This is a genomic window from Paenibacillus sp. S02, assembly GCF_019454065.1.
Classification (GTDB): domain Bacteria; phylum Bacillota; class Bacilli; order Paenibacillales; family Paenibacillaceae; genus Paenibacillus; species Paenibacillus polymyxa_B.
The window spans coordinates 685,341-699,101 of record NZ_CP073682.1; the positions used below are offsets into that span (position 1 = coordinate 685,341).

A 13,761-nucleotide genomic window follows, 5' to 3' on the forward strand; every position below is an offset into this window, starting at 1 on the left:
GACGGTCAATAGCGATCTATGACTATAATTCTCTTTTTGACAAATAGTTTGGATACGAATAGAATGACTAATTATAATATATCTTATTAAAAGATTAATAAAAAGTGGTGATAAGGAGATAAGTGAATGCCAGTAGAATCATCCATGAATCCCAGGGTAATTCGTAACATTTTATTTTTGTTATTCGCTTTACCGGGTATAGCTTTTGCTTCCTGGGTGTCTCGAACGCCTATTATACGGGATATTTTACATGTCTCGACTGCCGAAATGGGAATTATAATTTTTGGATTAGCCGCAGGTTCTTTAGTGGGACTACTTAGTGCAGGCAATATGATTTCTCGTATAGGTGGACGGGCGGTCATTTTGGGAAGTGCGATTTTGATTGTGATCGGTTTTGTCATTGTAGGGTTGGGAACTGCATTTTCGCTCACGAGCATCGTGTTTGCTGGTTTGGTCATCTTTGGAGGTGGCTATGGGACAGCAGAAGTAGCTCTTAATGTCGAAGGTTCTGCGGTAGAAAATCAATTGCAAAAAACGCTTTTGCCGGCTTTCCACGGTTCATTTAGTATGGGGACACTTGTAGGTGCAGTCATCGGTTCTGGAGCAGCAGCACTACACATACCTGTTGTGGTCCATTTTGGAGCTATGGCTGCCATGATTGCAGCGGTAACTTTCTATTTTTATCGTTTTCTGCCCCACGATACAGGTATAGAGAAAGAAGTTCCTACTCAAAAGGTTGGATCTAATCTCAAGGCGCAGCTTGCTGTATGGAAAGAAAGACGAATTTTATTGATCGGTATCATCGTGTTAGGTATGGCGTTTGCAGAAGGGTCTGCGAATGACTGGCTACCGCTAACGATGGTAGATGGTTATGGCGTGGATTCTTTAACAGGTTCCTATATGTATGGACTATTTGTCGCAGCGATGACCATTGGACGTTTTACTGGCGGATTTATACTGGATAAATACGGCCGTGTCCCTGTGTTGAAAGGAAGTGCTGTCCTGGCTGCTATCGGTATCATTCTAGTGATCTGGGGACAGCATTACCTCATAGCCGGATTGGGCGTCGTATTATGGGGGCTTGGAGCCTCACTTGGTTTTCCTGTGGGCTTATCTGCTGCCGGAGATGACCCTCGTGGTGCAGCTATCCGGGTTGGAGCCGTAGCCACGATCGGTTACATTGCCTTTTTAGTAGGTCCCCCAGGATTAGGGTTTTTAGGTGAACATATTGGACTTCTGCATGCCTTGATTGTAGTGCTTGTTGGCGTTATTGTTGCTGGTTGGATATCCGGTGCAGCCCAACCTATTGAGGTGAAAGAAAAGAAATCAGATTAAAATATAAAGGGGATTGTTCAATGACTATGAAAACGGAAAAACAAAAGATGATGGATGGGGAACTGTATGTAGCTGCTGATCCTCAATTAACGCAAGAAAGAGAGTATGCGAGAAAATGTGTACGTCTCTTTAATCAGACGGCAGAGACGGATCGTGAGTACCGTGAAAAGTTACTTAAGGAGCTTTTCGGATCAACTGGTGAAAATATAGGCATGGAACCCAACATACGTTGTGACTACGGATACAACATCCATGTTGGAAATAACTTCTATGCCAACTTTGACTGTACCATTTTGGATGTTTGCGAAGTGCGCATTGGAGATAATTGTTTCCTGGCTCCAGGAGTCCATATTTACACAGCAACTCACCCCATAGATCCGTTTGAACGAATCGCTGGCCCAGAGTATGGAAAACCTGTAACGATTGGCAACAATGTATGGATCGGCGGTAGAGCAGTTATTAATCCCGGTGTTACGATAGGTAATAATGTCGTAGTGGCATCAGGAGCAGTAGTAACCAAAGATGTTCCTGATAATATGGTTGTAGCTGGAAATCCAGCACGAGTGATAAAGCAAATTAAAATCTCCTAAACAGCATACAATGTGTGGGATCATCTTCTCTATTCTGAAAGTATAGCACTCTCCCTCCAAGAAGGTTCCATAACTCTTCTTAGAGGGGGTGAGAAATAACCTGATTGGTGATGATACATTACTCATTTCTAATTATCCTCTGCCAAAGCACAGGTTTGTTGAGAGTGCACCGCCTCTGTTCCAGCATTAATAGCTGTTTTATAATACCAAATCTTGTAATCTATTTTTTCCATGTATTTCTCTAGTTCTGTGATTTTCTCTATAACGGCCCTTTTATGTGTTTCAAACACTTCAAGCCGTTGATATAGAGTAGGGTCTCCTTCCATACACCAATCAATGAACTGTTTAATTCTTTTTATAGGCATACCGCTTTTTTTTAAACATGTTATAACAGCAAGCCACTCAAAATCACTTTCTTTAAAATCTCTGTTTCCTGTCTTATTACGGTCCACAAAAGGCAACAAGCCTTCTTTGTCATAAAACCGCAATGTGTGTGCAGTTAATCCAGTCTTATCAGCTACCTCACTAATTGTGTATCCCAATGTATAACCCTCCTCTTTTATGAAGATTATTATATAGATTAGAGTTAACTCTAAGTCAAAAAAATATCCAAAAAACTAGAAAATTCACAATTAATTATTTGACTTAGAGTGTTCTCTAAGGCTTAGCATTAGATGAATAGAATTTTTGAAGGAGGTAGGTAGTCATATGAAAACCGAAAAGCAAAAATACCTTGCAGGTGAAGCATTCTGCTTTCTAGACCCAGAGATTGCTGCAATGAAAGAGAATGCAACCCGTCTGTGCAAAAAATTTAATGAGATAGATACTGCAAATCTGGAAGAACAAAATAAAGTGATTAAGCAATTGTTTGGCTCATGCGGTGCTAATGTGTATATACAGCCGCCTTTCAATTGCGATGTAGGCAAAAACATCAAGGTGGGAAAAGACTTTCTTACTAATTACAATGTTACAATACTTGATGTTGCTCAAGTAACCATTGGTGACTATTGCATGATCGGCCCTAACTGTACGATCTCTACAGTGAATCACCCAATGACCGCTAAAGGAAGAAGGGAAAAGTTGTCCATTACAAGACCTGTAGTGATCGGTGATGATGTTTGGATCGGCGCGAATTGCGTGATTCTTCCAGGCGTAACTATAGGGAGTAATGTAATTGTTGGTGCGGGCGCTGTTGTAACCAAAGATATCCCTGATAACTGCGTTGTAGGAGGCGTGCCGGCAAAAGTGATTAAAGAGCTGGAATCGTAAGTTCCGATCTCTGTAAATGTGTATTTAACAAGAACGTTACTACCCGTAGGCGGCGCATACTGAGCAGCCTATGGGTTTCTTTTATTTACCGATATTGCAATGTCTGAACGAGAATTTTCCCCCTAATGTAGCTGAATACTTAGGATCTCATGGTGGACTATACAGAGTAATAAATAATCATATTCATCCGGATTAGTGTTTCTCCTGGATTATAGTAAATGTGTGGGCGGTCTGCTTTAAACCGGATCGAATCTCCGGCTTTCACCGTGTACATTTCCTCACTGACTTTTACCACCATTTCACCCTCAAATACCGTAATAAATTCTTCAGTACCCTCACGGTGTGGGGCTGAACTTAGTTCCCCGCCTGCTTCAATCTCTACGGTGTAGACCTCGAAATTTCTGTTTCCTTCATAGGGGAAAAACGGATACAAGCGATAGTGATTGCTTTCTTCAAGCACGTGTACTTTGCTTTTAGGAACGACTACCGCATCTACAGGTGGTTCGTTAATCAGAGCAGTGAAAGAGATTTTCAAGCCGTTCGCAATTTTCCATACGGTTGTAATCGAGGGATTAGATTCTCCCCGCTCAATCTGACCGAGCATCGTTTTACTGATCCCCGTCAGATCAGCTAATTTATCTAAACTCAATTTTCTTTCATTTCTTAGATGTTTTAGATTTTTACTTAAAATTAGATTAATATTCTCCATAATTCTTCGCTCCCTATTGTGCTATATAAAGAACATAATGTACAATCATGAAGTACAAACGTGCGTTTCAACGTACATTTCATTCAATTATAACACACTGGAGTTGATTATTGTATGCCGTTTATTCCGTTCCTTTCTTATGCACTTGTTACCAGCTTTACGCCAGGTCCCAACAATATTATGTCTTTAGACAGTGCCAGGCGGTTAGGTTTGAAAAAAGCATTCCCATTTTTGCTGGGAGTAACAGCTGGCTGTTTCGCTATTATGCTATTAGCCTGCTATTTCAATCTTGCTTTGTATCATTTTTTGCCACGGGTTAAAATCTGGATGAATGTACTGGGTAGTCTGTACATGCTTTATCTGGCAGTAAAAATAGCTAAGAGCAAACCTTCTGCGAAAAATAATGATCACAATGAAGGATATACCTTCAAGTCAGGATTGCTGCTGCAATTTATCAATTTAAAAGTCATTTTGTATGGTATTACGGTCATTTCAACGTTTGTAATGCCTTATGATGTATCGTATATAGAGCTTATTACGATTTCATTACTCCTGACCTGTATTGGTTTTGTAGCTGTAGTGAGCTGGGCGATTTTTGGCGCTGTGTTTCAACGTTTCTTGAATAAGCATGAGCGTTCCTTCAATATCATAATGTCCTTATTGCTCCTTTATAGTGCACTATCGATATGGATGTAAATGAGTACCTTATTCATCATAGAAAAGAAAGGTTCCTGACTATAGGCAGGAGCCTTTTTTTCGTGTGAATTGAGCTTATTCTACGAGTCATAACATACAATCGGACAGAATGGATGAGTCTCCTGATCATTTAGCTGTAAAACGGGTATTACCTTAATAGATAAAGCTGTTGACAACTTGTATATACATGACTTAATCTTGTATATACAAGATATTGAAAGCGTTATATTATTTTTTGCGCTACTTCATTTCGCAAGAAAGGAATGAGCATGAATGGAAGCAATGAACAAGACTTTAATTCCTCAAGATAAGGACTGGTGGCGTAAATCAGTGGTCTATCAGGTTTATCCCAAAAGTTTTAACGATACGACGGGCAAAGGAACCGGCGATATAAGAGGACTGACGCAAAAGCTGGATTATTTAAAAAAACTGGGTGTCGATATTGTCTGGTTGCAGCCTGTATATGTCTCACCACAACGTGATAACGGGTATGATGTAGCCGATTATTGCCGGATTAATCCGGATTATGGAACAATGCAGGATTTTGAAGAATTCAGCGAGGGAATCCGGGCACGTGGGATGTACTTAATGATCGACATTGTGGTTAACCATTCTTCCACAGAACATGTCTGGTTTCAGGAGGCACGGCTTTCTAAGGATAGTGAGTATAGGGACTATTATATCTGGCGTGATCCAGCACCCGATGGTGGACCTCCGAACAATTGGGTTTCCAAATTTGGTGGACCAGCTTGGCAATATGACGAGGCAACAGGCCAATATTTCCTGACACTGTTTGATAAGACTCAGGCGGATCTAAACTGGGAAAATCCCAAAGTCCGTCAGGAAGTTGTCAATCTGCTGGAATTTTGGGCTGAGAAGGGAGTTAGTGGTTTCCGACTGGACGTCATTAATTTGATCTCCAAAGATCAACAATTCTCGAACGATGATGGGAGCACAGCTCCTGGCGACGGACGCAAGTATTATACGGACGGTCCACATGTGCATGAATACATCCATGAGTTACATGAGAAAGTATTTGCCAAACAGAATAGCGTCACTGTGGGTGAGATGTCCTCCACCTCATTGGATCACTGCATCCGTTATTCCAATCCAGAGAGAAAAGAATTGTCCATGACCTTTAATTTTCATCATTTGAAGGTGGATTATCCAAATGGACAAAAGTGGGAACTCATGCCATATGATTTTGAAATGCTGAAAAAGCTATTCTCGGATTGGCAAACGGGCATGCAACAGGGTGGCGGCTGGAGTGCATTGTTTTTTAATAATCATGATCAGCCAAGAGCGATCTCTCGCTTTTTGGATGACGGCGAATACCATGCGGAAAGCGCCAAGCTGCTGGCAACCACGCTACATGGTCTTCAAGGAACGCCTTATATATTTCAAGGTGAAGAGATTGGGATGGCTAACCCGCAGTGGGCAGACATTGAAGAGTTTCGGGATGTTGAATCTCTGAATATGTATCGTATCTTACAGGAGCAAGGCAAAAGTGCAGAAGAAGCATTGAATATTATTCGAGAGCGGTCTCGTGATAATTCGAGAACACCGATGCAGTGGGATAGCACTCGCAATGCGGGCTTCACTACAGGTACTCCGTGGATTAAGGTAGATGAACGATATCCACAGATTAATGTTCAGGCTCAGCTAGAGGACCCGAACTCTATCTATCACCATTACCGTAAGCTAATTCATCTGCGTAAGACGGTGCAAGTCATTACGGATGGGAATTATCAACGCTTGGACGAAGCTCATCCTCAGGTCTACGCCTATCAACGCAGCAATGAACAGGAGACTTTGATCGTCATTTCCAATTTTAGCGGACAGGATGCGCAATTCCGTATACCGGATTCATTTTATTCACATTTAAAAAATCAAGCGTTGGATGCGGCTGAGCTCTTAATTGGTAATACCCAGCACGCCCCAGAGCTAAAACAAGTGATCTCTTTAACCCCATATGCTTCATATATGTGGATGGTTCGTAGCCTTAGTGAATAGTATGGAGACATCTAGTAGCACCCCGGGCACGTTATCTTTGATAACCGGGGTTGCTGCTTTAAAATGAGCAAACGTTAAGGGAGTGGGCTAAATGGCGATTGAAAGATCACAGGTAGAAGACATTATAAAAGCCGTTGGTGGCAAAGACAACATAGAGGCCTCTACGCATTGCGTAACTCGTCTGCGATTTGCCCTTTATGATGATAAGCTGGTTGATAAAGATGCACTTGAACAAAATGATCTGGTCAAAGGCCAATTTTCTTCACAAGGACAGTATCAGGTCGTGATTGGCCCAGGTCTGGTGGATAAAGTATATGACGAAATGATCTCCATTACAGGAGGTAGTCGGGCTTCTAAAGACGATGTCAAAAATGCGGCAAGCAAAAAACAAAATCCAATTCAGCGTGCCATCAAGACGCTGGCAGATATTTTTATCCCCATCTTGCCCGCAATCGTGACTGCAGGCTTATTGCTTGGAATAAATAATATTTTGACAGGCAAGGGAATCTTCTTCGAAGGAATGGCTCTGGTTCAGGTCTATCCTCAATGGACCGACTTTGCTGCTATCATTAACACCATTGCCAGCACCGCATTTACATTTCTACCTGCCTTAATTGGATGGTCGGCCGTTGTCCGGTTTGGCGGCAGCCCTTTACTCGGGATCGTACTGGGCTTGATTCTGGTTCATCCGGATCTGCTAAGTGCATACGGTTATGCGGATGCCGTTACCAAAGGAACTGTTCCGGTTTGGAATTTGTTTGGGTGGGAAGTGAACAAGATTGGTTATCAAGGACAGGTTTTACCCGTTTTAGTATCCGCTTACGTGCTCGCGCAAATGGAGAAATTCCTTAATAAGAAGATAGCGGATTCATTTAAACTGTTACTTGTAGCACCGATTACATTATTAATAACGGGATTTCTGGCTTTTACAGTGATCGGTCCGGTTACTTTTATGATTGGTAATGCTATTACGTCTGGTCTTGTATACGTTTTCGATTTGGCTCCTGCGCTGGGAGGTCTGATTTATGGAGGCTTTTACTCCTTGCTCGTGATTACGGGAATGCACCATACTTTCCTGGCGGTGGACGTGCAATTAATTGGTACGCAGGGTGGAACGTTCCTCTGGCCGATGCTGGCGCTGTCCAATATCGCTCAGGGTGCCGGAGCACTGGCAATGATGCTGGTATTGAAGGAGCAAAAGGGCAAAGGATTGGCTCTTACCTCTTCAGTGTCTGCATTTCTGGGTGTAACCGAGCCTGCCATATTCGGGGTGAATATCCGATATAAATATCCGTTTGTATTCGGAATGGTCGGTTCCGGTATTGCAGGTATATTGCTTACCGTAAATCATGTGATGGCTTCTTCCATTGGTGTGGGCGGAATTCCAGGCTTCTTGTCTATTTTCCCAAACAACTGGGGTGTATTCTTCATCGGGATGGCGATCGTGTTAATTGTGCCGTTCGCTTTAACCTTCATGTATGGGAAACTGCTAAATAAGCGCCGTCAGGCTGCACCAGCCAATGATTCCGTACGGAAAGATTCGCTTCCGCAAAATACCGCACTAGATGTGCTTGAAGTGAGAACTCCCGTACGAGGACGTATTGTACCGTTGGACCAGGTACCTGATCCGGCTTTTGCTGAACGGCAGATGGGTCAAGGTATAGCAGTGGAACCGAGGGATGGCAAAATTCTTGCCCCTTTCAGTGGGCAAGTCATTCACATCATGGTGAAAAGCAAGCATGCCTTGATCTTGGAGCATCCGACAGGTGTGCAGATTCTGGTACATGTGGGAATCAACACGGTGTCCCTGAAGGGGGAAGGATTCACCATGCATGTGGAGACAGGTCAAACCGTAGAGCAAGGACAACTATTGATGGAATTTGACCGTGAGCTGATTCAGAAATCGGGATACCCCATTATTACACCAGTCATTGTCCCGGATGGTCAGAGCATGATTGAATCAGTTGAGGAACTGCCAGGTGAGGCAGACGATTTGCAGTACACCTTAATGAGAATTCATTTGAATTCTTCATCAGACAATACGAATTAAGTCCGATTCATTCGCACAGCCTATTTTAGTGAACAGGAAGTGAAAGGATGCTACAATGAACGTGGTGATGAAAATTGACAAAGAATATATTTTTGCAAATTTATCAGGAGTACTCGGGACGAATCCAGACAGGTGAATTGGCCCCAGGCACGAAAATGCCATCTGAAAATGAACTGGCCCGAGAGTATAACACTTCTCGCGAAACCGTGCGTAAGGCACTTCACTTGCTTGCCCAAAATGGGTATATCCATAAAATAAAAGCTAAAGGATCTTTTGTTCTGGATATTGGACGGATGGATTTCCCTATAGGGGGATTGGTCAGTTTCAAGGAAATGTCTGAACGGATTGGGCGTACATCACGAACAATTGTACATGAAAATCAGCTAATTCCAGTTCCAGATGACATAGCCAATCATCTTGAGATTGACAAAGACAAGTACTTGGTCTGGAAAGTTATTCGTGCGCGTGAGATTGAAGGTGAATGCGTCATACTGGACAAAGATTACTTTCGATCAGATATTGTACCTGTGCTTACCGAGGAAATTAGTCGTGGATCCATCTACGAATATTTGGAGGGAGAGCTCCATCTTCAAATCAGTTATGCCAAAAAAGTCGTTTCCGTAGAAAATGCAGATGAAGAAGATCATAGGCTGATGGACCTTCAGAACTACACACATGTGGTCGTAGTACGTAACTATGTTTATCTGGAGGACACCACCTTGTTCCAGTATACCGAGTCAAGGCATCGGCTGGACAAATTCCAATTTGTTGACTTTGCTAGACGTTCCCACGGTGAAGAGAAAAAAACTGATTTCTTAAGCTGACCGATTAGAGTAGATATAAGAAAGAGCAATGAGTTGGAATAGCCCACAGTTGTGGAGAAACCCTGTCTTTTGAAGAGAGGGTTTCTTTTTTTACACTAGAGGGAACTCTGGAGTGGATTATAATCATTCAGCAGATGAGCCTAAATCCGTAATGGATAATTTTATATCGAAGGTTACGGGGATTTTGCTGAATTTGTAATCCCAATCATCCTTTACTTTTTTCCACACTTGAGGCTGCTCAATATTTAAACGTTCGCCAAAACTGGCGACATCGACTTTATATTCTGATTGTAATTTGTGCATAAGAGACTTAATCCTTCTAGTCACTTCTTTTTCAAATTCTTTCTCAGCCTCTTTCATGTTTCGTGTCTCAGTCGGGTTCACTTTCTCATCCCAGTTTTCGATTAAACGTCCTTTGGATTCAATTTTTACGTGAAACGAGATATCGTTACCCTCGGTCACCTTAGCTGTTATTTTGCTTTTTACCGATTTGATCTCATAAGTTATAGCTTCATTCCGCTTGTCATACGTTTTGACAGCTCCGCCCTCAACATCACCTTTAATCCATGCAATGCTCTCTACGTCTTGTTGTCCCAAACTACCGATCCAGTGACCGGTGTCTCCTTTAATAACACCAGCACCCGAAAATTCTAATTCTCCATCGGATTCAGAAATGTTTTGCAATATATAGCTTTTTTTTGAGTGCATCAACCCATCCAATTCAGACAAATTGACTCCCCTCATCACCTTGCTGGTTCTGAAATGATTACGAAGCATATACAGAATATGAATGGATGGGACCTCGTCCTTATATTTGGTAACTAAGGTATCAGCTGCACGTTCCTTACTTAAGAAAACAAAACAACTCGGACGAATATCATTATCACGAAGCACAAAATCCATCAATTGCTGCATCGTCTGTTGTTCTGCCAATTTGGTGGAAACCACCATGACCTTTAGATGGTGACCAATAATCGGGCGATCCAGACGGAGGGATAATTGCCGGAAGATTTCAAGTAAAGAATCCCCGGTGGCAGCTATATTAATATAGTTTGGCCCTTGTCCCCCGCCTTGTTTTGCCACGTTTCCAAAAGTCTTTTTGGGGACGATTTGCACAGTGGCAGTAATTTTATTTTTCTTGAAGTAATGGCTGCCTTCCTTTTCCAGGTCCTTTTCCACTGTGCTGGGCTCACCCTTATCCAGAGCCAGTCCTGTATACATGCTTAATTCTTCTATTTCTCTGCTGCTCCAGCAACCGGCTTGAGTTACCAGGAGAATGAAGGCAAGCAGCAAAGATAGGATTTGTTTCCTATACATTTTGCTTCATTCCCTTCTTCCTGATCATGAAAACGATGGAGAGAAGTACCGGGACCAGAAAAAATAAAATGATTCCCATGTATCCGATCGCATCGCCTAGGCTAAACACTTCCATCATACGAACAGGAGTCATTGTGGAGATAAAGATAATTGGGATTAAGCCAAAAATCGCATAACGATATTTAAGGCCAAATACCTGTGAGACACCTAAGGATGCATTGAAGAAAAAACTGCAGAAATTACAAAACATTTGCATCATCCAGATTACCAGCAACGGAAACTCAAGACGTTCAAAAAGAAATCCGGAGATTTCAAAGCTGCGCATTAAATTAATGGTGGGCCAGGTACTTGTTATAGTAGAGTCCACCGATAACCCGCCAACTACCATAACTACTGTCAAAAAGTATAATACCCAAGGGATGCTGATTCCCACTACCATGGCCTTTACGGCTTTTTCAGGGTACTGCAAGAAAGCGACCAGTGTCATGATGACTTCACATCCAGTGAAAACAAGGACAGTCGACTTTAGCCCCTTAATTACTGGAAGAATACCGTTACTCAATACAGGACGAAGATGGTCAATTTCAAAGATCCTTAGGCTAAGGACAAAACAGATCAGTAAAAAGAAGAGACTGATCGGGAGCACAATCTGGTATAACCGCGCAATGGGATTAATACCTCCAAAAACCAGGTAACTTCCCACCCAGATGAATGGAATCACAATTGCCCATATGGGTGTCCCTTCAAGCAAAAAATAAATCGTCACTTCAGCTAAAACACGAATCTCAAAGCCGGCGATGATGATAAAGTATATGATTAATAATAGACTTAAAAATCCTCCCGGAATGATACCGACGATTCTCCTGGAGTATTGATACACAGTATTTCCGGGAAATTGTTGGCTTAATTTTACCATGAGCAGGATCACGAATATGACAATACATCCGCCGAGAAGGACAGAAAGCCATGCATCAGGAGTCTTTACCGTGTCAGTTACACCTCTCGGCAGTGTCAAAATCCCTGCGCCTAATACCGTATTGGTCAGGAATACTGCCGCCTGTTTGGATGTAATCTTATCATCAGAACGTCTAAACACAATCATTCCTCCTTCCTCCGGGTGCTATGATTTGCGCTTGCTTTGCTGAGTTTTCATCATAACGGGTCTTCGTTTCATCAGAGATATAGGGGCTCGAATGTACACATCCTTCCAGTCGCTTGGGCGCATAGGGGAGAAGGGAGTCACATACGGTACGCCAAAGCTTTTTAATTTCGTCAGATGGATACAAATTAACAGAAAGAACAATATGGTTCCGAACATGCCCAGGATTGCTGCAAAGAGCATGCCGACGAAACGCAAAAGACGCAGGGTAATGCCCGCACTATATGTCGGTATCGAAAACGAAGAGATGGCAGTAACCGAAACCACAATCACCAGGAACGGACTAACAATGCCCGCATTGACAGCAGCATCGCCGATGACTAAGCCTCCCACAATGCCCATGGCAGGACCAATAGGCTTGGGCAATCGTATGCCAGCTTCCCGCAGGATTTCGATAGAAATTTCCAGAATCATAACTTCTATGACAGATGGAAAAGGAACGCCTTGACGGGTCTGGATGATGCTAATAATCAGCTTGGTTGGAATCAAACCGGGATGAAACGATATAAAAGAGATATATAAAGCAGGACCCATAAGCGCTATAAATGCTCCGAAAAATCGCAACACGCGTAAAAGTGTCCCTGGAATCCAGCGCTCATAATAGTCCTCGGGAGATTGGAGTAGCATACTGAAGGTCACCGGAACAATAAGTGCAAAGGGAGTACCATCCAGCAGAATCGCTACTCTTCCTTCCAACAAGGCACTCATGACACGGTCGGGGCGCTCAGTGTTGTGGGCCTGCTGGAACGGACTTAAATAATTGTCTTCAATAAGTTGCTCCACATAACCGGATTCAGCTAAAAAGTCCATGTCTATTTTTGAAATTCTGCTGTTTACTTCTTCGAGGAGATCCGGATTCACAATATCCTTGATGTACGCGACAACCAGATCTTTTTTGATTCGGCTTCCCACTTGGAATTTCTTCATTTCCAGACTTTTGTTTATGCCTTGGCGTCGAAGCATCGAAGTATTTTCACTTAATACCTCCGTAAAACCGATCCTGGGACCCCGAAGTAATGCTTCAGAGGTTGGTTCATTGACGGAGCGAATGGCGCCATTAGGCGAGCCTACCAGCAGTGCTCCCTTCATTCCTTCAATTAATAAGGCAGTATGCCCTAAAAGTATAGACTCCTGCAGGTCCTCCATATCAGTAACTTCACTAATTTGCGTAAGCGGCATTAAGCTTTCTTTTATAAAAGAGCTATTTATACTTTCCTGCTGTTCCTGTGGGGCCTGCTGGCCGTCAAACATCAAGACCTCCAATACCTGCTTGCTCATTAGCTTTTCATCCTGCATACCATCTATGAAGACTAACACGGACCGTGCATGATATTTCTTTACTACAAACTCACGAAAATGCACATCACTATTCTCGCCTATAGCCTCTTGGATCGACTTTAAGTCGGAATCATAATTCCCTGTAATTTTGGAGCTTGGCTCATGCTGTTGATCAGTGTGGCCTTCGTTATGTTCGTCGGAAAGCGGACGATCAGAAGAATGTTTGGATTTTGCTCCCTTACTGCCGACAAACGAATAAATCGATGTGTTTATATAAAACATTCCTAAAGGAATAATCAACGCGAGGCCTGCTTGAAAGAGTGTAATCCAGCTTGGAATATAAGAAATTATTTTAGACCACATGATGATCACCTCCATAGGTTTCAATTCATTTTTCCTTAAGATACAAGTTGTTCCTAAAGTATTCCTTATAAAGGTTGTATTTACTCATTAAACGGTATGTTGACTTGTGGTCTCTTCGTATTTTGGCGGAAAACTCTTTCTATGCTAGTGTGTCAGTT

The 13,761-nt window shown here is 42.5% G+C and carries 12 protein-coding genes; 7 read left to right on the forward strand and 5 right to left on the reverse strand.

Annotated elements, in window-relative coordinates:
* Positions 1-126 precede the first annotated feature (126 nt).
* Together KAI36_RS03085 and KAI36_RS03090 are read left to right on the forward strand one after the other, a co-directional pair.
* Entirely contained in the window at positions 127-1,335 is a 1,209-nt protein-coding gene (locus tag KAI36_RS03085) for an MFS transporter (protein WP_375162979.1), read from the forward strand.
* A 20-nt stretch (positions 1,336-1,355) separates the two neighbouring features.
* Positions 1,356-1,925 (forward strand): sugar O-acetyltransferase, encoded by a 570-nt coding sequence (locus KAI36_RS03090; RefSeq protein ID WP_276572457.1) that lies wholly within the window; start codon positions 1,356-1,358, stop codon positions 1,923-1,925.
* 128 nt (positions 1,926-2,053) lie between these two features.
* Here the strand turns inward: KAI36_RS03090 and KAI36_RS03095 are convergent, their stop codons facing one another.
* Positions 2,054-2,467 carry a MerR family transcriptional regulator gene (locus KAI36_RS03095; RefSeq protein ID WP_220026911.1) on the reverse strand — a complete coding sequence of 138 codons (414 nt, stop codon included), beginning with the start codon at positions 2,465-2,467 and terminating at the stop codon, positions 2,054-2,056.
* Positions 2,468-2,633: 166 nt separating this feature from the next.
* Between KAI36_RS03095 and KAI36_RS03100 the strand changes: the two genes are divergently transcribed.
* Entirely contained in the window at positions 2,634-3,194 is a 561-nt protein-coding gene (locus KAI36_RS03100) for a sugar O-acetyltransferase (RefSeq protein WP_220026912.1), read from the forward strand.
* A 157-nt stretch (positions 3,195-3,351) separates the two neighbouring features.
* Here KAI36_RS03100 and KAI36_RS03105 read toward each other — a convergent pair whose 3' ends face one another.
* The gene (locus KAI36_RS03105) at positions 3,352-3,903 is read right to left on the reverse strand and encodes a helix-turn-helix domain-containing protein (RefSeq protein ID WP_220026913.1); all 552 of its coding nucleotides are present in this window, start codon (positions 3,901-3,903) and stop codon (positions 3,352-3,354) included.
* Positions 3,904-4,017: 114 nt separating this feature from the next.
* Between KAI36_RS03105 and KAI36_RS03110 the strand changes: the two genes are divergently transcribed.
* The 4 genes from KAI36_RS03110 (at position 4,018) to treR (ending at position 9,486) form a co-directional block, all read left to right on the forward strand.
* Positions 4,018-4,599, forward strand: coding sequence for a LysE family transporter (locus KAI36_RS03110; protein ID WP_220026914.1), 582 nt, complete (start codon positions 4,018-4,020; stop codon positions 4,597-4,599).
* 273 nt (positions 4,600-4,872) lie between these two features.
* Positions 4,873-6,612, forward strand: coding sequence for an alpha,alpha-phosphotrehalase (gene treC, locus KAI36_RS03115; RefSeq protein ID WP_220026915.1), 1,740 nt, complete (start codon positions 4,873-4,875; stop codon positions 6,610-6,612).
* 91 nt (positions 6,613-6,703) lie between these two features.
* On the forward strand, positions 6,704-8,662 hold the full coding sequence (gene treP / locus KAI36_RS03120) for a PTS system trehalose-specific EIIBC component (RefSeq protein ID WP_220026916.1): 1,959 nt from the start codon (positions 6,704-6,706) through the stop codon (positions 8,660-8,662).
* A 74-nt stretch (positions 8,663-8,736) separates the two neighbouring features.
* Entirely contained in the window at positions 8,737-9,486 is a 750-nt protein-coding gene (gene treR, locus KAI36_RS03125; RefSeq protein WP_025719980.1) for a trehalose operon repressor, read from the forward strand.
* 123 nt (positions 9,487-9,609) lie between these two features.
* On the opposite strand, the gene KAI36_RS03130 is transcribed toward treR, so the two are convergent.
* Genes KAI36_RS03130 through KAI36_RS03140 form a run of 3 tightly spaced genes read right to left on the reverse strand, consistent with a single transcriptional unit; the run spans position 9,610 to position 13,603 of the window.
* Positions 9,610-10,803 carry a Ger(x)C family spore germination protein gene (locus tag KAI36_RS03130; RefSeq protein WP_220026917.1) on the reverse strand — a complete coding sequence of 398 codons (1,194 nt, stop codon included), beginning with the start codon at positions 10,801-10,803 and terminating at the stop codon, positions 9,610-9,612.
* Positions 10,796-11,899: a GerAB/ArcD/ProY family transporter gene (locus tag KAI36_RS03135; protein WP_220026918.1), complete on the reverse strand. Its 1,104-nt coding sequence runs from the start codon at positions 11,897-11,899 to the stop codon at positions 10,796-10,798. Before KAI36_RS03135 ends, KAI36_RS03130 begins: the two co-directional genes overlap by 8 nt.
* Positions 11,900-11,923: 24 nt before the next feature.
* Positions 11,924-13,603: a spore germination protein gene (locus tag KAI36_RS03140; protein WP_220026919.1), complete on the reverse strand. Its 1,680-nt coding sequence runs from the start codon at positions 13,601-13,603 to the stop codon at positions 11,924-11,926.
* Positions 13,604-13,761: the final 158 nt, after the last annotated feature.